This is a genomic window from Rhizobium sp. RM (genome assembly GCF_013390595.1).
In the GTDB taxonomy this organism is placed as follows: domain Bacteria; phylum Pseudomonadota; class Alphaproteobacteria; order Rhizobiales; family Rhizobiaceae; genus Agrobacterium.
This window is the reverse complement of the sequence record NZ_JACAWV010000016.1, coordinates 1-18,755: the sequence shown is the minus strand read 5'-3', so window position 1 is coordinate 18,755 and position 18,755 is coordinate 1. Positions and strand designations below refer to the sequence as shown.

Here is an 18,755-nt window from a genome sequence, read left to right as displayed (position 1 = left end):
AGAGCAGATTTCAAGTTATTGAAACTTCTTATGGAAAATCCAGAACGAAAGCGAAATCGCACTTAACTTTCTTTACATCGCATTAACAATAGGAAGCCATTTGGCTGTGTATTCAACCCACAGCCCGTCTGTCTGGAAACGAATCTTTCAGAAATCTTTGTTGGCGTCAGAGTACCTCCATAAGCTCGTTTACGCAACTGAACGGGTCCTTTGCCCGTTCCCTTGCCTTATTGCCGCACGGCTCCTGCTCCAGCGTCGCTGCAGTTCCGCAGTTGGGCCATCAGCATCGCATTAAGGTCGAAACTGCCGTCACGCGCCTTCTGTGTCAGATTACGCAGGTATCCGCCAAGAGAGCTGATCTGCTCGGCCTTCTGCAACAGGCACGCTAGGACTGCCGCCGTTGCGTGACGACCAAGAATGGCAACCGCATCCTGATAAGCGGACGGGCTGATATTGAACATGGTTTTGACCACTGATGTCGCAACCTCGAGATCTCGCCATCCTGTCACTCGGGAAGCTGGGGCATAGAGGGCAATGTCTGGGCAAGCTTTCAAAACCAAAACAATATCAGGAACAAAAAATTGCTTTTGAAGAACAGGCTTTGACTGTGGGTGATCGGGTTTTGCGTTGCTGGTGACGGCAACCTGTACAGGCGTGGCTTGTGGGGCAGCGGGCACAACGCTGCTGGTTTGATCGAAAATGGCCGCTTCAGAAATAGATTCGGATTCTGAATTCTTTATGTGACGCTCATTTTGGCGGTCATTGCCGCTTATTTTTTCCGATTTCGCAATATTTTCCAGATAGTTGGCAATCTCTGCACGGAGAGAAGCCAGAATATCGGCGATTTTCGCGAGATCAGCGGCTTTCGGGTTACGGCCAAGGGAGTTTGCCGCGGCAGAATAACGGTCCAGGAACTCGGTTGCCTTGTTCACCTGGCCATTGACCGAAATCATTTCGCAGAATTTCTGGATATCACGACGGAACAGGCTGATCTTCTCACGAAGACGCTGAAGATCGAGACGCTCGCCGATGATCTTTTCGGCCATCTCCTCGATTTCTGCTTTGCGGGCAAGAAGTGGTGCGAGCGAAAAACCATAGGCTTCGCTGATTTCGCCACCCCTCGCCTTACGGGCGTATCGTTTTCCGTTCGGACTGTCCTTGCGAATGATAAGGCCGGCTTCCACCAGAGCGGAGAGATGCCGACGCAGAGTTTGTTCGGCCATGCCATGCGCACGCAAAGACAATTGCGCATTGGATGGAAACACTACGAGATCGGCGTCACCAGCAAGTTCGGATTTGGGATAAAAGCTCAAAAGCGCGTTTAGTACGGCCAAGGAACGATCGGTCACGCCAAGCAATGGGCGTGCTTCACAGACCGAGCGATAGAGCTTCCACTTATCGGTGGCTGGAGTTGATTTTATCTTTTGTGCGGCAAATTGGGTTGCGAGAATGCCAAACGACATTGTTCGCCGCCCAAAAGGCGTAGTTACGCATGTGCTGTCCATGTCTTTCACCTTTCACAAGGCAAAAGAAAATCGCTCACCGAAAAATTTCGATGCCAAGACTCTTGACTATGATTCGCGGAAATGAGATTCTTTGGGTGCTTAAATCAAAGAAAGGGCTTCCGCGCGGCAACGTTCGGGGGCTTTTTTCTTTTGGGCTCTAGTCTCCTGTTAGTCGTTGACGTTACAAATCACTGCTTGGACTGATGTTCAGCAAACAGTGTTTGAAGATGTTCCAGAACGAAGTCTGCGAATTCAGGGGCTTCCTTCCGGTCGATCGAGATTTCAACCTTGCGATCGCTCTCGATGATTTTCGCCAGTCTGCTGCCGGTGTCGGAAGACCATACGCCAGCCTTTTTTGCCTGCGCCTTCGGCTTCAGGAAATCGAGAAGCGACTTGAAACGGTCTTCAGAGGCAAGGGCAGCAACGTTTGGTTCCCGGACATAAGCGCGGGCAGCTTCCTTCACCTGCGAGGATGAAAGCTGTTCGGCAAGATCCATCCAGTTGCGGCGGCCAACACTGGGGGCCGGGCCGATGAGATCGATCAGGTCTTCCGGAATACGACCGACAACGGACAGCATGTTGGAAAGATCGCTCTTGTAGAGAGACATTGCCGCCATGATTGTGTCGCGAGAGAACCGTATCTGCAGTTTCTGGGCGAAACGGGCCTTCTCGATATAGGTGAGATCGCGCCGCTCGTTGTTTTCCTGACCCTGGGCAACGACAAGCTGTTCATCGGTCAGATCGCGAACGACGGCTCTGACAGGAATGTTGAGTGCAGAGATGGCGCGCAGACGGCGATGACCGAAAGCAACCTGATAACGACCGGGATATTCAGGGTGTGGACGGACGAGAATAGGAACCTGCTGGCCCTGTTCACGAATGGCTTCCACCAGACCGGCATCATCTTCTGGAGACGACGGCATTCTGTCCGGGATAAAGGAAGGATCAATATCTGCAGGATCAAGTGAAACGATCGTCAAACCTTCGGCAAGACGCTTTTCGATTTCTTCGGCGCGCTTGCTGCGTTCGTTTACTTCATTCAGCGACTGGCCAATCATGCCGACAGGCGAACCGAGAACATCATTGACGAGTTCCGGAGAGCCGAGGATCGGTCTGATACGGGGACGAGCGCGTTCTTGTGCCGGCTCATTGTTTTCGGCATTCGGCGAACCGAGATTGGCGAAGATCTGTTTCCTGCTCATGCTGCCCTACCCCATGCTTTCTTGATAAGTCCTTCAATCTCGGCATTGACGCTGTTCATGGCATCCAATGCGCGATCGTAAGTGGACCGGGTGAACTGGGTACGTTCTACTTCGAAAAGAGTTTGGTTCGTCAAACCGGCGTCGGAAACGGCGGTGCTCTTCAACATTGGATGGTTGAGAACGTTGTCTCCGAAAATCGAACGGAGAAATGCGACCATCTGGTTTTGCGGCCCGTCGCTCGGTTCAAAACGGGTCACCAGGTAACGCATCCAGTTGTAATCGGATTGTGCGCCAGCTCTGCCGATCTCCGCCAGGAGATCGCCGGTCATTGCCAGAAACTGGTTCATCGACATGACATCCAGCATTTGCGGGTGAACGGTGACGAGAACGGAAGTAGCTGCAGTGAGTGCGGAAAGCGTGAGGTAACCGAGTTGCGGCGGGCAATCGATCACCACGACATCGTAGAAATTCTGCGCCTGGGCAATGGCCTGTCCGATGCGAGCAAAGAACAGCGTATCGCCAGGAGCGCGGCGCATGAGGGCGCGCGGCGTGTCATGTTCAAACTCCATCAGTTCCAGATTGCCGGGAACGATGTGCAGATCGGGAATATATGTGCCACGAACGATCTCCGCGATGGGGCGACGTTCGTCGTCGTAGCGGATAGCACCGTACAACGTCTCGTTCGGGCCGACGTCGATTTCCGGCTGATGACCGAAAAGAGCCGAAAGACTGGCCTGCGGATCGAGATCGATCGCGAGGACGCGGTAACCACGCAGTGCCAGGTATTGGGCGAGATGAGCGGAGGTGGTCGTCTTGCCGGAGCCACCTTTGAAGTTCATGACCGCGATGACCTGCAGCTCTTCGCCTTCACGGCGGTGCGGCAGATAACGGCGCGTTCCGCGGGCGCCCTGGTCAAGAAACTTTCTGATGTTCTGGATGTCATCGACGGAGTAGGAGCGGCGGCCGTTTGCCTGCGCTGCGTCGAGGCCGGGAAGCTCGGCTGCAATCTGACGCAGATAGGCTTCGCCAATACCGATCAGCTTGGCTGTCTCTGCTGGAGAGAAATGCCGCATGCTCTTTTCGGTGTGCGGCGAAAAGGTATTTGCATTGTGCGCCTGCAATTGGGCTGACAACGCAGCCGAATGCTGTTGTATAAGCCCCGTGAGATCGGGAGCCCTTGCAGCAAGTTTTGAGTCGGCGCTCTGTGTCATAGCTCTTCTTTCGCTCGATGGTGCAGTTGCGGTTTTTTCCGAAAAAGACGGTTTTTTCCGCAGCTGAAATATAAGCGCCGATTCTCTTTTGGGCGCAATAGGCTTTTTTTTAGATTCAGAACGCACGCTAAGGCCTTGGCGAAGAATCAAATTTTCGATTTTCACCGCGACGCTGTTAGCCGCGGCTAACCGGTTAAAAGATTCCTCGAAGATTCAAGGATTCTTTGGACCTTGCAGCTGTTCAGCGCGAAGTTAGCCGCGGCTAACAGCGCCCGGAATCTCAATGAATCTCTGCTGTGGAAAGTCGTCGTTGAATTGACGGGTGGACTTGGGGCGGGTTTTAATCTCTACTCGCTGACTAGAGTATGCCCGGAATGCGTCATAGGCGTGTTTCTGGGCTGGGTCGCATGAGGAGGTATAGATGTCGTACGACGTTGCCGTGGTCGGGACGGGGTTCTCGGCTATCTCTGTAACCATACAGCTGCTGTCGTCCCTGCCGGCTGACGCTTCCATTGCCATCGTTGGAGATGACACGGACTTCGGGCGCGGAACGGCTTACCGGACAGAGTTACCGTTCCATCGACTGAACGTTCCGGCCGGCCGAATGAGTCTGTTTCCAGAGCGCCCTGATGATTTCCTGAACTGGCTTGCCGAGAAAGGGATTGGCAACGATCCACTGGCATTCGCGTCACGCGGTGACTACGGGCTTTATCTTAGAGACCGGCTGGCGTCTCTCCTCAGAGGCCGCGACCAACGGGTGCGGACCGACTTCGTGCGCGCGAAAGCGTCGGCATGTCGCCCTGACGGAGCGGACAGTTTCTCATTCCGGCTTGAGAATGGTGAGACGATGACGGCGAAGAACGTCATTCTCTGTCTCGGTCTTGGCGCGGCGAGTTTGCCGGTAGAAACAAGCAATGGCCAGCCAGCGAATATTGTTAGTCACTGCTGGTCTCCAGGCTGGTTGTCCCGTGTGCTCTCTGGCGACCGCATCTGTATTCTCGGGTCTGGACTGACGATGATTGATCAAGTGATGACTCTGCGCGGGAAGGGCCATCGAGGCCCCATCCATGTTTTGTCACGCCGCGGGCTTGCGCCGCATCCCCACTTGAATTCGCCACTGGCACCAAAAGAGCCGTTGTTGCCTGACGAAACGACAGAGATCAGCGCGCTATTGTCGGCGTTGCGTCAGCAGGTGCGGAGCGGACAACCCTGGCGTAGTGTGATGGATGGGCTGCGTCCGAAAACGCAGGCGCTCTGGCAGCGCCTGACGCCCACGCAACGTAGCCGCTTCCTGCGTCACGCGTTGCCGTGGTGGAACATTCACCGGCACCGGATTGCGCCGGAAGTTCATCAGGTATTTGCGCGCCTTCGTGACGAAGGTGTCGTGAAAATTCACGCAGGTTATCTGCGGTCATTCGCACAAAGCGAAGACGGCGTGGCTGTGGGGTATCGCCGTAGGCATACGCAGGATGTGATATCCCTGGAGGTTGACTGGGTGGTAAACTGTACCGGTATGGAGCGCGCGGGCATCGGCCACTCGCCGCTTCTGCAGATGATGACGAATGACGACGTGATCACGCTCGATGCACTGGGACTCGGGGTCGAAGTGGATGGGGAGTCGCGTCTATTGATGCCAAACGGTGACGCATGGGGCGGGCTTTTCGCTGCCGGTGCTTTGACGGCCGGCCGATTCTGGGAAATTACCGCGGTCCCGGATATTCGCGTTCAGGCGCAAAAGATTGCGCAAACAGTTGCAAATCGGGTCGAGGCGAGCATCGCCGGGGACGCGGCATAGAAATCGTAATAGTCTTGGGTTGATGTCGCGAGACAAAGTCCTGTTACGGAGATCGCACATGTTTGCGTTGCCGCTATTTGAGGATGAAGTTAGCCGCGGCTAACTCGCCGCTAACGCCTCTTACGCACATCACTCTCCCCGGAATCTGGCGTATTCAGTCTCGGCTACGCCTTCCCGTGCGCAGAAGCACGCTGTCCGATGATCTCTCGCTATTGACGTGCTGGAATAGCGTGACCATCAGCACAGCACTCCCGACGTCTAAATAATTTACATAATTTGTGGCGCGCACTGCTGAAATGCGATACAAATCACGAAATATCCTGTTTTCTATGAAAATTGTTTGCGAGGGCCGATGTCAGAACACAAATTGATCCGTTTCGAAGCCGCGGATAGCCAGGCAGGCGGGCAGCGCCGCCCTTTTGCGAAAGCCGTTCGCGCAGGTGATTTTGTGTATGTATCCGGTCAGGTGCCCACTGTTGACGGTGAAGTGGTGATGGGTGGCATTGTCGCACAGACGGAGCAGGTCGTGGCTAACATCAAGGACGTACTGGCGCTGGCCGATTGCTCGCTCGCTGACGTTGTTAAAGTCAATGTCTGGCTCGATGATGCCAGAGACTTCTCCAGCTTCAACGCTGTCTTCCAGAAGCACTTTTTTGATCACCCTCCGGCGCGTTCCACCGTGCAGTCACCTCTCATGGTGGATGCGAAAGTTGAAATGGACGTGATTGCCTACAAGCCTCTGGCCTAAATGCCGAAACTCTGCGGAACTCCGTTATGACATATCCATGGCCCGTTCAGGGAACACCACTCGAGCAAGTCGCAACGCCAATGCCTGTCATCGACGAGGATCGGCTTGCTGCCAACATCCTCCGGGCTCAGGACTATCTGAACGGCCATGGCAAGAGTTTCCGCCCGCATATCAAGACACACAAGATCCCGGCGATTGCGCGTCAGCAGGTCGAGGCCGGTGCCATCGGGATCAATTGTCAGAAAGTGACTGAGGCAGAAGTTTTCGCCGAGGCAGGCTTCGATGATATACTTATAACCTATAACATAGTGCGCGCGGAGAAGCTGGCACGGCTGAAAGCACTGAACGCGGCGATCGGCAAGCTTTGCGTTGTTGCCGATAGTGCTCATACGGTTGCCGGTCTTGCTGCGACATTCGAAGCTTCCAGACCGCTCTGCGTCCTCGTGGAGTGCGATACGGGTGGAAAGCGATGCGGCGTACAGACGCCGGAAGCGGCTGTTGCATTGGCTGAAATGATTGCTGCGACGCCTGGACTGACTTTCAAAGGTATCCTGACATACCCGGCACCGGGCGGCGCGGAAAAAGTCGAGGACTTCATTGTCCGCACAATGGCTCTGCTTGCAGAAAAAGGCATCGACTGCCCGGTTCGATCCAGTGGCGGCTCGCCAGATTTCTTCTCGGCTCATCTCGTGCCCTCAGCCACCGAACACCGTGCTGGCACCTATGTCTACAACGACCGCAGCATGGTGCGTGCAGGCCACTGCACTGTGGACGATCTTGCCATGTGTGTCTTGGCGACGGTGGTATCTCGACCGACGCCGGACCGTGCCGTTCTCGATGCGGGCTCCAAAGCACTCACATCGGATCTGCTTGGCTTCAGTGACTACGGCCTGATCGAAGGCTACGACGCGGCGCGTATCATCTCCCTTTCCGAAGAGCATGCCGTTGTCGATCTTTCAGCTTGCGATATGAAGCCGGAGATCGGCGATGTGGTGAAGGTCACACCCAATCATACCTGCGTTGTCAGCAATCTTTTCGACAGGATGGTTTTTCATCGAGGCGGAATTGTCACCCGTGTCGAAGACGTCGCCGCGCGCGGGACAGTCTGGTAATTTACCCGGCTAAATAAAATGGCGAGACACTCGCGCCATTTTCACGAAATCGTATCGAGAAGTCCAAATCATGCGCATCTTCACGGCATCGCTCGCAACAGAAACCAATACGTTTTCTCCGGTTCCGACCGATATGGATGCGTTCAAGGCCGCGTTTTATGCTGGCCCGGGTGAGCACCCTGAAACACCGACCCTCTGCTCATCGCCTGTCCCGATCCTGCGTCGCAGAGGCAGGGCGGAAGGTTTTACGGTAATTGAGGGGACGTCCTGCTGGGCCGAACCTGCGGGTCTGATACAGCGCAAGACTTACGAGACCTTGCGCGATACGATCCTTGCGGAGCTTCGCGCCGCCATGCCTGTCGATGCCGTCGTCCTCGGCCTGCATGGTGCCATGGTTGCGCAAGGTTATGACGATCCTGAGGGAGATTTACTCTCGCGAATTCGCTCTATGGTCGGAAAGGATGTCCTGATTGCCGCGGAATTTGACCCGCACAGTCATCTGACCCCCATGCGTGTCGAAAATCTCGATATCGTGGCAACCTTCCTCGAATTTCCGCATACGGATTTCGAGGAACGAGGAGAACACGTCGTTGAACTGGCACTGCGTACGCTTCGCGGCGAGATCAGACCGGTCATCTCGACGTTCGATTGCCGTATGATCACCATCTATCCGACCAGCCGCGAGCCGATGCGGTCTTACGTCGATCGTTTGAAGGCGATGGAAGGCAAGGATGGCATTCTCTCCATTTCAGTTATTCACGGGTTCATGGCCGGTGATGTGCCTGACATGGGAACACGAATCATCGTCGTCAGTGATGGCGACAAGGCCAAGGGCGATGCACTGGCTGAAAAACTGGGCCATGAGCTCTATCGTATGCGTAAGCAGACCGCGATGCCGATGCTCGAAACAGAGGCCGGACTGGACAAGGTGCTGGAAATTCTGCGCGCAAGGCCCGACATGCCGGTTGTCGTTTCGGATATCTGGGATAACCCTGGTGGCGGTGTTGCCGGCGACGCGACCTATATCCTGCGACGTATGGTTGAGCGCGGCATGGATAACATCGGTGTTGCGACGATCTGGGATCCGATTGCCGTGTCATTTTGCCATGCGGCGGGCGAGGGGGCCGAGATCGATCTTCGTATCGGTGGAAAATCCAGTCCCCAGGGCGGAGATCCACTCGATTTCCGCGTCAGAGTCGTTCGCACCGCTGAAGCAGGGTGGCAGAGTTTTAGAAACAGCCGCGTAACGCTTGGCCGTGCCGCCGTCGTCAGACCGGTCGGCACTGATATCGACATCATTTTGATCACCAGCCGGACGCAAACTTATGAGCCGGATATCTTTTCCAATCTGGGCGTCGATTTTGCAAAGAAGAATGTGTTGCTGGTGAAATCCACCAACCACTTCCATGCGGGGTTTGCACCGGTCGCCTCGGAAATCGTCTACATTGCCGCGCCGACCTCCTATCCCACCGACCCGTCCAAAACAGACTACCGAAAGGCCAGTCTTGAACTTTGGCCACGGATTGCCGATCCGCTGGGATTGGACTGAGAGCGCTTTGATCCCAACTCAGAGACGAATGAGCTCGATGAGGAAATAGGTGCCTCCTGGCCTGTCGGGGAGAACAGAGATGTTCACCCCGGTCTCCAGCATAAGCGCGTCCATGTCTTTCAGATGGTGGGCGGCACCGGCACCCGAGACCGTGACCGGCCCAACGGCAAGAAGAAGCGTTTGCGTTGCCGTTATCTCTGCAGAAGACAACGGGCCGACATGTCTGTGAACGCTGTGACGCCATGTGTCGCGTCGTGTCATGACATTGAGATCGACAATCGCTCCGTCAGGCAGGGTGGCGTGTACGCGAACATCTGCCGGAAAGGGCAGGGGCGGGCTGGCCTTTGTCAGTAAAGCGGGATTGTCGTTCTCGATCGCAAGAGCCATGCCGTTTCCCTGCAGAATGGACAGAGTACGGTCTATCCCGGGGAATATCGAAAAGGGTCCATCGTTCGCGACAGTCGCCATGCTGATGCGCCACTCGAATGTTTCAACAGAAGCGTCAGCCGGGAATATGGCGATTTCCACGGTCTCACCACCACCGTTTTTCCACGGCATGCGTTTGTAGTCACGGGCGTGCAACGATTTCATCGAGGTCTCCGGCAAGCTATCGCTTCGTCAGCGTTTGCGGTCATTGGCAATCCGTTTTTCAATCTCTCTGCGAGATGCGTTAAGGTCGACCCTTCGCCCGCTTAACTTTTCAATTGCTGCGATCGCGAGGTCGGCGGCAACGTAATCCGATTTATGGCCAAGGTTTTTCACGACAACCAATATCGATCCGGCGATGTCTCTGGCGAGATTTCGGGCGTGTATCTCGGCCGAAACGATCTGGTCCGCATCACCAGTTATTATGATCGTTGGAGCCTTGATTGCGGGATACTGTCGCGAAGCGGTCCGCGCCCAGTCGCTCAAGGCTGAAATTTCCCGCGCATTGTGTCTGAAGGCGTTTGGTCGGAGCGCGTTGAGCGCGCGTGTTTCCCTGATGTAGTTCGGGGGAGGCGTATTGGGTGCAAACACCCCGCGTATCGCCTGGTTTATGGCCAGAATGCCAAGTGGCGGTGCGACCACGGTGCTGAACAGTGACCCAAAGACAGGTGCGTTGGCAGCCGAGTAATACCAGGCAATGCCACTGTCCCACGGATAAAGCGCTGGTGACAGGAAGAGGAGCCCCGACACCATCTCCGGATGACGGATAACAAGCGCTGCGGCGATGGCACCTCCAAATGAGTGCCCAACGATAATGGCACGCGAGATCCCGCGCTTGCGCATCAGTTCAGCGATTGCATCCGCCTGGCCATCCGGCCGAATTGTGTCTTCCCCACCCGCGTCGGAACCGCCGTGACCGGGCCGGTCAACGAATAACAGCCGTGATCTTCCTTTCAGTTTTGAAAGAAACGCGAAGACCGGATCGTAAAGGCTGGTGCTGGCGCCATGAATAAAGACGATCGCGGGAAGATCGGCGTCTGGCCCTTGCTCGACCAGCAAACTGTTGAGCTTGTAGCCACCGACGTCGATCCGCACTGGTCGATCATCCCTGGTCTCCGAAGCCATGCCCACTCCATGCCAGACAGTAAGGACGATGCCCGTGATGAAAAGGGCAATGAACCTGCGAAGCCGGCGGGATAAATCTTCCATTGCCGCCGACCAAATCCTCATACCCGCCCCGAACGCTTTTCACGAAATTCGACGATCGGAACCAGAGCTCCGACCATCTATCAGGAATACGACGGCAAACCGGCAAAAGTTTCACCGCCATCTTTGGTTTTCAGTTTCCCAGAATCCCGGGGAGGCGAAGACCCTGTTCTTTCGCGCAGTCGATCGCGATGTCGTAACCGGCATCGGCGTGGCGCATCACGCCGGTCGCCGGGTCGTTCCACAAAACCCGCTCGATGCGACGGGAAGCATCATCGCTACCATCGCAGCAAATGACCATGCCTGAATGCTGCGAAAAGCCCATGCCGACACCGCCGCCGTGGTGCAACGATACCCAGGTGGCGCCGGATGCGGTGTTGAGCAGCGCATTCAGAAGCGGCCAGTCGGACACGGCATCTGATCCATCCTTCATGGCTTCCGTTTCGCGATTCGGGGACGCGACCGATCCACTGTCGAGGTGGTCACGACCGATGACGATCGGCGCTTTCAATTCGCCATTCTTCACCATCTCATTGAAGGCGAGGCCGAGACGATGACGATCGCCGAGACCAACCCAGCAAATTCGCGCTGGAAGACCCTGGAAGGCGATGCGTTCGCGCGCCATGTCCAGCCAGTTGTGCAGGTGCTTGTTATCAGGCAACAGCTCCTTTACCTTCGCATCGGTCTTGTAGATATCCTCCGGGTCACCGGAGAGGGCAGCCCAACGGAACGGGCCGATACCGCGGCAAAACAGCGGGCGGATATAGGCCGGAACAAAACCCGGAAAGGCAAAGGCGTTTTCGAGGCCCTCGTCTTTGGCCACCTGACGAATGTTGTTGCCGTAGTCCAGGGTGGGAACGCCTGCGTTCCAGAAATCCACCATCGCCTGAACGTGCACTTTCATCGATGCGCGGGCGGCAGCTTCAACGGCCTTGGGATCGCTTTCCTGTTTGGCGCGCCATTCGGCAACGGTCCATCCAGCAGGCAGATAACCATGGATCGGATCGTGAGCCGAAGTCTGGTCGGTGACGATATCAGGGCGAATGCCCCGTCGGACGAGTTCAGGGAAGACGTCTGCCGCATTGCCGATCAGGCCAACGGACTTTGCCTCGCCGGCTTTCGTCCACTGGTCGATCAGCGCCAATGCTTCGTCCAGCGTGTGAGCCTTCGCATCGACGTAACGGGTGCGAAGCCGGAAATCGACGCGGGTTTCGTCGCATTCGACGGCAAGGCAGCAGGCGCCGGCCATCACTGCAGCAAGTGGCTGCGCACCGCCCATGCCACCGAGACCGCCGGTCAAAATCCATTTGCCCTTGAGGTTGCCTTCATAATGTTGGCGTCCGGCTTCCACAAAGGTCTCGTAAGTTCCCTGCACGATGCCCTGCGTGCCGATATAGATCCACGAACCGGCTGTCATCTGGCCGTACATGGCAAGACCCTTTTTATCCAGTTCGTTGAAATGGTCCCATGTCGCCCAGTGCGGCACGAGATTGGAATTGGCGATCAGAACACGCGGTGCATCCTTGTGGGTGCGGAACACACCGACCGGTTTGCCCGATTGCACCACCAGCGTCTCATCTTCGTTGAGGTCCTTCAGGGTCGCGACGATCCGATCAAAATCGTCCCATGTGCGCGCTGCGCGACCAATGCCGCCATAGACCACTAGTTCATGCGGACGCTCGGCCACATCGGGATCGAGATTGTTCATCAGCATGCGAAGCGGAGCTTCGGTCATCCAGCTTTTTGCGTTGAGTTCGGTGCCCTGCGGAGCGCGGACATCGCGGATATTGTGGCGCGGATTGTTCATGCTGTTTCCCCTTGTGGTTTCATCTCGAACGCAGCTTTTTCGATGCGCGTCAGAATGGCTTTCAGATGGGCACGAAGAGGCCCAGCTTTCTGCTCGTCGTAAGCAAAAGGCGGCTCTTCTTTTTGCAGATGTGTGGATTGGGCGAGCTCCATCTGAATGGCATGCGCTCCGGTTTCCGGTCTGCCATAATGGCGCGTCGTCCAGCCGCCTTTGAAACGGCCGTTCAGAATGCTGGTGTAACCCTCCGCCGTGTCTGTGACGTCAACAGCGATCTTCTCGATTGCGGGATCGCAGGTCTTGCCCATGTCCGTGCCGATATTGAAATCCGGCAGCTTGCCCTCGAACAGAAACGGAATATGCGAGCGGATCGAATGGCAATCGTAAAGGATGGCAACACCATGCAGGGCTTTCACCCGCTCAATCTCCGCAGCAAGTGCGGCATGATAGGGCAGGTGGAATGTCTCCAGCCGATAAGCGATATCGGTTTCATCCGGTTCTTCTCCCGAAGTCCAGATGGATTTCCCGTCGAAATCTGTCTCAGGGATGAGGCCGGTGGTGTTCTGGCCGGGATAGAGGCTGGTACCGGACGGATCGCGGTTTGCGTCGATGACGTATCGGTGGAACGTTGCCCGAACCGTCGTCGCCTCCGGCAACAGACCCGCATAAAGCTCATGAATATGCCAATCAGTGTCCGCGAGGATGCGTCCATTGTCATTCAAGCGGTTCCAGATCGGCGCCGGCACGTCGGTACCGGTGTGGGGAAAAGCTAAAATGACCGGTGAATTGCCACGTTTCAGTTCAAAGACAGACATCTCAAACCTCCAGTTTTGGCAAGATGTTGGTCGAGATTGCTGAAACGAGTGCGCCCGTCGCAATCAATTCTGCCGCTGTCTTCAGCTCCGGTGCCATGAAGCGGTCGTCTTCCAAGGATGGAATTTCGGCGCGAAGCACGTCGATCGCCTTCTGCAATTCGGGGCTCGTTTTCAGCGGGCCGCGCAGTTCGACACCCTGTACTGCCGACAGTGCCTCGATGCCGAGAATGGCAAAGAGGTTTTCGGTCATCGCCAGAAGACGACGTGCGCCGTGGCAGGCCATGGAAACATGGTCTTCCTGGTTGGCGGAGGTTGGCGTCGAATCGACCGAGGCCGGATGCGACATCTGTTTGTTTTCGCTCATCAGCGCTGCTGATGTGACTTCCGCGATCATCAGGCCTGAGTTCAATCCGGGTTTTTTCGACAGGAAGGCCGGTAGGCCGTAAGACAGTGAGGGATCGACCAATAGTGCGATGCGTCGTTGAGCGATTGCACCGATTTCGCAAATTGCCAACGCGATCTGGTCGGCGGCAAAGGCCACCGGCTCCGCATGGAAGTTTCCGCCTGAGACAACAGAATTATCGGAGAGCACCAGGGGATTGTCCGTCACGGCATTGGCTTCGATCTCGAGCGTTCGGGCGACCTGACGCAGAAGGTCCAGGCAGGCGCCGTCGACCTGCGGTTGGCAACGAATGCAATAGGGGTCCTGTACGCGCTCATCACCCTCAATATGACTGACGCGAATTTCGGAGCCTTCAAGAAGCTGGCGCAGGGCAGCACCAGCATCGATCTGACCTTTATGGCCGCGCAGGGTGTGAATATCCGGATGGAAAGGCGCGGACGAACCCATGGCCGCGTCGGTGGAAAGCGCACCGGTGATCAACGCGGCCTGTGCTGCCCGATGCGCCCTGAAAAGGCCGGCAAGGGCGAGCGCCGTGGACGTTTGTGTGCCGTTGATCAGGGCAAGGCCTTCTTTTGCGGCGAGAACGACCGGTTGAAGCGCGGCTTTCGCCAGCGCCTCTGCTGCAGGCAGAAGTGCGCCCTGGTAAAAGGCCTCGCCTTCCCCCATCATGACCGCTGCCATATGAGCAAGCGGCGCCAGATCGCCGGATGCGCCAACCGAACCTTTTTCGGGAATAGCGGGAATGACGCCCTTATCGAGCATCCCTTCAATCAGGCGGACAAGCTCCAGCCGCACGCCGGACGCGCCACGGCCGAGCGAAATGAGCTTCAAGGCCATGATCAGGCGAACGACGTTTTCCGGCAATGGCGCGCCGACGCCGCAGCAATGCGAAAGGATGAGATTGCGCTGCAGGGTGGCAACATCGGCAGCATCGATCTTGATCGAAGCGAGTTTGCCGAAGCCGGTGTTGATCCCATAGACCGGGGCGTTGCCGGCGGCGATTTCGGCAATACGCCGCGCGGCCTTTTCAATGCCGGCATCAAACGAGCGGTCAAGTCTGGCGGCGCCGTTGTTCCAGTAGATGTTGGCGAGATCGGCAAGCGGCACCGCGCCTGGATGAAGTGTGATCGTCATGGGGAAACCGTCTCTCCCTTGAAAATGCGGCTATGAAGTGGGTTAAAACCTATGCGGTAAACAAGCTCGCTTGGGCGCTCGATGTCCCAGATTGCCAGGTCCGCAGACTTGCCAACCTCCAGCGTGCCGGTTTCCGAGGTGAGGCCGAGTGCTTTTGCGGCCGTGCGGGTCGTGGCGGTCAGGCATTCTTCCACGGTCAGACGGAAGAGTGTCGCGCCCATGTTCATCGTCAACAATATAGAGGTCAGCGGCGAGGTGCCGGGATTGCAATCGGTGGCCAGCGCGATGTCGCAACCCGCGTCACGCAATGCCTGAACAGGGGGCGCCTGTTTTTCACGCAATGCATAAAAGGCACCTGGAAGAAGAACGGCAACCGTTCCTGCCTCGGCCAGTGCGTTCGCGCCTTTCTCATCCAGATACTCCAGATGATCGGCGGAAAGAGCGCCAAAAGACGCGGCCAGCTCGGAACCACCGAGATTGGAAAGCTGTTCGGCATGGAGTTTGATGGGCAGACCGAGCTGTTTTGCCTTGTCGAACACGCGGCGCATGTCTTCCACGGAGAAGGCGATGCCTTCGCAAAAACCGTCGACGGCATCGACCAGGCCTTCGGCATGGGCCTGTTCAAGCCCGGGCAGAACGACATCATTAATGTAATCTGCGTTTCGACCCTTGTATTCTGTGGGCGTCGCGTGAGCGGCAAGATAGCTGGTAAGGATGCGGATCGGGCGAAGTGTCTGTAGTTTGCGTGCCACACGCAGCATTTTCAGTTCGGTCTCGATATTGAGGCCGTAACCCGACTTGATTTCGATGGTCGAAACGCCTTCGGAAAGCAACGTATCGAGACGGGGCAGGGCCTGCGCCACCAGTGCATCTTCTGAAAGTGTGCGCGTATCCCGCACGGAAGAGACGATGCCACCGCCCGCCTTGGCGATTTCCTCGTAGGTTGCGCCATTCAAACGCATCTCGAATTCCATGGCGCGATTGCCGCCGAAGACCAGATGGGTGTGGCAGTCGATTAATGCGGGAGTGATCCAGCGTCCCTGGCAATCGATCGTCTTATCTATGTCGGCGAGGTCGGCGGGCAAGGCGGCTTCCGGGCCGACAAACACGATACGTCCGTTTCGAACGGCAATCGCTCCGTTTTCGATGATTCCCAGACCGGTCAGTGATGGATCGAGGGTCGCGAGCCGAGCGTTGCGCCACACTTTTTCGGACAAAAGCGAGGTTGTTTCGTTCGAAGATTTGTTCCCGGGCATCTGTTTTCGCCTTTCTTTTATGATCTAAATGTATATACATAATAGTCGACTTGGCAAGCTGGAAAAATCCTCGTTATGGATCTCCTGCTCTGCACGAACCGAGAGGGGAGACATCGAGGTGACGGCAATTCACGCGGAATCGGCGCTGCTGCCGAACGGTTGGGCACACGACGTCCGTATCGTTTTTCAGGATGGGCTTATCGCCTCGATAGAGGTGGGGGCGTCACCGCGCCCGCAGGACGATTGTCATCCTGTCGTGGTTCCCGCCATGCCCAATCTCCATAGTCACGCTTTCCAGCGCGCAATGGCCGGGCTGGCCGAAATTCGTGGGCCATCGGACGATAGTTTCTGGAGCTGGCGCACTGTGATGTACAAGTTCGCCCTCAGTATGACCCCGGACCAGGTGGAGGCCGTTGCCGCCCAACTCTATATGGAGATGCTGGAAGCCGGTTTTGGCCGAGTTGGCGAGTTTCATTATCTGCACAATGACCGCGATGGCTCGCATTACGATAACGTGGCTGAAATGGCCGAGCGGATCGGTGCGGCGGCATCCGAAACCGGTATCGGCTTGACCTTGCTGCCAGTGTTTTACGCGCATTCCGGTTTCGGTGGATTGCCGCCGATCGAAGGCCAAAGACGCTTCATTCATTCGCTCGACAGCTATCAGCGCCTGATGCAGGGCGCCGAACGGGTTGTAAAGGCCTTGCCTGGTGCGGTGTTGGGGATTGCACCGCACAGTCTGCGCGCCGTGACCGGCGAAGAGTTGACAGCGATTGAACCGCTGGCAAAAGGCGGCCCCATTCATATTCATGTCGCCGAACAGGTGAAGGAAGTTCAGGATAGTTTGGCGTTCTCTGGCGCGCGGCCTGTGGAGTGGCTTCTGGCCAACGCCGCTGTGGATGCTCGCTGGTGCCTAATCCATGCCACCCATATGACGGAGGCGGAAACGCACGGCGTGGCGAAAAGCGGTGCTATCGCCGGTCTTTGCCCTATAACTGAGGCCAATCTGGGAGACGGCACATTTTCCGCTCAGGATTTCCTTGCCGCAGCAGGGCGTTTTGGTGTCGGCTCGGATTCTAATATCCTCATTTCGGTCGCCGAGGAGTTGCGGATGCTGGAATATTCGCAGCGGCTTTCGCTGCGGGCGCGCAACGTCATCGCGGAGCCTGGTTCCTCGACGGGTCAGAGGCTTTTTGGATCCTCACTGGAAGGTGGTAGTATTGCATTGGGTGCGACCGCCAGGATCGATATTGGCGCGAGTGCCGATGTTGTGGCGCTTGATATGTCCGATGTCCCCTATATCGCCAACCAGCAAGTGCTGGATCAATGGATATTTTCCAGCGGCGTTCGGGTCGGTTCGGTCTGGGTCCGCGGCAAAGAACTGGTGCAATCGGGTCGGCATATCCGTCGCGAGGCAATCACTCGCCGTTTCCACAAGGTCATGGCTGATCTGGTGAATAGCTGATATGCGCTCTGTCGAACGGGTTGAGGCGTCGTAGAAAGGCATTCCGGTCGTGGCGAAAACATCGGTTAAAGAAGCGACCTTGCATCAACGCATTCTAGGCGAGATCGAAGGGCGCATCGTTTCCGGAGAATGGCCGCCGGGCCACAGGCTGCCGTTTGAAGTCGAGCTTGCGGCGCACTATGATTGCTCCCGAATGACCGTCAACAAGGTCATGACACAGCTTGCCAAGGCTGGTTTGATCGAGCGTCGTAAGAAATCAGGCAGTTTTGTCAGGCAGCCCCAGGTTCAGTCCGCCGTTCTTGAGATTCATGATATCCGCGCCGAGGTCGAATCTCTGGGGCTGGATTATCGCTTCACGGTGCTGCGTTGTGTTCGGCGCAAAGCCAAACCAGAAGATCTTGTGCATCTGGATGCCGATCCCGGCAATGAGTTCCTGGATATTGCCTGCATTCATTTTGCCGGTACCCATGAATTCTGTGTCGAACAGCGGTTGATCAATCTGAAGGCCGTGCCGGATGCGGCCAACGCTGACTTCAGTGAGGTCGCTCCGGGGCCTTGGCTCCTGCAGCATGTGCCATGGAGCACTGCCGAACATCGCATCTGTGCCGTTTCCGCATCGAGAGAGATCTCCCGCATATTGGGTGTCCAGGAAAGACAGGCTTGCCTGGTGGTCGAGCGCCGCACGTGGAGCAAGGCGGGTCCCGTGACCTATGTTCGTTTCACCTATCCCGGCGACGCACATGCGTTTGTCGCACGTTTCAGCCCGTCGACGGATCTGGATTCGGGGCTGTGAGGCGGTGTTTTTGACGTTGTGTTGGTGGTGTTGACGGCTTGTGTCGCCTGGGTTTTGCCGTGGTTTTGGGCGTCTTGCGGGGGTGTTCTGATGGTCTGCTGCGGGGCCGGATTTGGCGTGGCAGGATTTTGTTAATTTGTGCTACGAAACGGAGATACAGTAGCCTTATCAATAGCTTGTTTGATTTTTTGTATTTTTGAAAATTGGTGTGTTGACTTGTTTCATGGGGTGGGTTTATAAGTCCGCTCACTGAACGAGGGCGGCGGCGCTGCTGGCGACGAACTGCTTCGTTCTAGAGAAATCAAGCGGATTGGCTGACTTGCTGGTTTGT

Annotated in this window: 15 protein-coding genes; 6 read left to right on the top strand and 9 right to left on the bottom strand. The window is 56.4% G+C overall.

All coding sequences use genetic code 11. The features are described 5' to 3' along the window. Positions 1-227: 227 nt before the first annotated feature. The 3 genes from repC to repA all read right to left on the bottom strand — a co-directional run bounded on the left by repC (position 228) and on the right by repA (position 3,918). Positions 228-1,505, bottom strand: coding sequence for a plasmid replication protein RepC (gene repC / locus HWX89_RS14475; protein ID WP_138791469.1), 1,278 nt, complete (start codon positions 1,503-1,505; stop codon positions 228-230). Positions 1,506-1,693: 188 nt separating this feature from the next. Beyond that, positions 1,694-2,707: a plasmid partitioning protein RepB gene (gene repB / locus HWX89_RS14470; protein ID WP_138791470.1), complete on the bottom strand. Its 1,014-nt coding sequence runs from the start codon at positions 2,705-2,707 to the stop codon at positions 1,694-1,696. Beyond that, entirely contained in the window at positions 2,704-3,918 is a 1,215-nt protein-coding gene (gene repA / locus HWX89_RS14465) for a plasmid partitioning protein RepA (RefSeq protein WP_138791471.1), read from the bottom strand. Before repA ends, repB begins: the two co-directional genes overlap by 4 nt. A 421-nt stretch (positions 3,919-4,339) precedes the next feature. On the opposite strand from repA, the gene HWX89_RS14460 reads away from it, so the two are divergent. The 4 genes from HWX89_RS14460 to HWX89_RS14445 all read left to right on the top strand — a co-directional run bounded on the left by HWX89_RS14460 (position 4,340) and on the right by HWX89_RS14445 (position 9,122). After that, the gene (locus HWX89_RS14460) at positions 4,340-5,713 is read left to right on the top strand and encodes an FAD/NAD(P)-binding protein (RefSeq protein WP_138791472.1); all 1,374 of its coding nucleotides are present in this window, start codon (positions 4,340-4,342) and stop codon (positions 5,711-5,713) included. Positions 5,714-6,065: 352 nt separating this feature from the next. Further along, complete coding sequence (locus tag HWX89_RS14455; RefSeq protein WP_138791473.1) at positions 6,066-6,461, top strand: RidA family protein; 396 nt, start codon at positions 6,066-6,068, stop codon at positions 6,459-6,461. Positions 6,462-6,487: 26 nt separating this feature from the next. Continuing rightward, a complete protein-coding gene (locus HWX89_RS14450) occupies positions 6,488-7,573 on the top strand; it encodes a D-TA family PLP-dependent enzyme (protein ID WP_138791474.1) in 1,086 nt (361 codons plus the stop codon). Positions 7,574-7,643: 70 nt separating this feature from the next. Continuing rightward, positions 7,644-9,122: a M81 family metallopeptidase gene (locus HWX89_RS14445; RefSeq protein ID WP_138791475.1), complete on the top strand. Its 1,479-nt coding sequence runs from the start codon at positions 7,644-7,646 to the stop codon at positions 9,120-9,122. Positions 9,123-9,140: 18 nt separating this feature from the next. Here HWX89_RS14445 and HWX89_RS14440 read toward each other — a convergent pair whose 3' ends face one another. The 6 genes from HWX89_RS14440 to hutI form a co-directional block, all read right to left on the bottom strand. Beyond that, positions 9,141-9,713 carry a HutD/Ves family protein gene (locus HWX89_RS14440; RefSeq protein WP_178340772.1) on the bottom strand — a complete coding sequence of 191 codons (573 nt, stop codon included), beginning with the start codon at positions 9,711-9,713 and terminating at the stop codon, positions 9,141-9,143. A 27-nt stretch (positions 9,714-9,740) separates the two neighbouring features. Continuing rightward, positions 9,741-10,673 (bottom strand): alpha/beta fold hydrolase, encoded by a 933-nt coding sequence (locus HWX89_RS14435; protein ID WP_246705181.1) that lies wholly within the window; start codon positions 10,671-10,673, stop codon positions 9,741-9,743. Positions 10,674-10,887: 214 nt separating this feature from the next. Next, the gene (gene hutU, locus HWX89_RS14430; protein WP_138791477.1) at positions 10,888-12,561 is read right to left on the bottom strand and encodes a urocanate hydratase; all 1,674 of its coding nucleotides are present in this window, start codon (positions 12,559-12,561) and stop codon (positions 10,888-10,890) included. Further along, entirely contained in the window at positions 12,558-13,373 is an 816-nt protein-coding gene (hutG, locus tag HWX89_RS14425) for an N-formylglutamate deformylase (RefSeq protein ID WP_138791478.1), read from the bottom strand. Before hutG ends, hutU begins: the two co-directional genes overlap by 4 nt. A gap of 1 nt (position 13,374) precedes the next feature. Next, on the bottom strand, positions 13,375-14,910 hold the full coding sequence (hutH, locus tag HWX89_RS14420) for a histidine ammonia-lyase (protein WP_138791479.1): 1,536 nt from the start codon (positions 14,908-14,910) through the stop codon (positions 13,375-13,377). Then, on the bottom strand, positions 14,907-16,166 hold the full coding sequence (hutI, locus tag HWX89_RS14415) for an imidazolonepropionase (RefSeq protein WP_138791480.1): 1,260 nt from the start codon (positions 16,164-16,166) through the stop codon (positions 14,907-14,909). The genes hutH and hutI overlap by 4 nt, the downstream gene beginning before the upstream one ends. A 118-nt stretch (positions 16,167-16,284) precedes the next feature. On the opposite strand from hutI, the gene HWX89_RS14410 reads away from it, so the two are divergent. Together HWX89_RS14410 and hutC are read left to right on the top strand one after the other, a co-directional pair. Further along, entirely contained in the window at positions 16,285-17,631 is a 1,347-nt protein-coding gene (locus HWX89_RS14410) for a formimidoylglutamate deiminase (RefSeq protein WP_138791481.1), read from the top strand. 49 nt (positions 17,632-17,680) lie between these two features. Continuing rightward, the gene (hutC, locus tag HWX89_RS14405; RefSeq protein WP_178340771.1) at positions 17,681-18,424 is read left to right on the top strand and encodes a histidine utilization transcriptional repressor HutC; all 744 of its coding nucleotides are present in this window, start codon (positions 17,681-17,683) and stop codon (positions 18,422-18,424) included. Positions 18,425-18,755 lie beyond the last annotated feature (331 nt).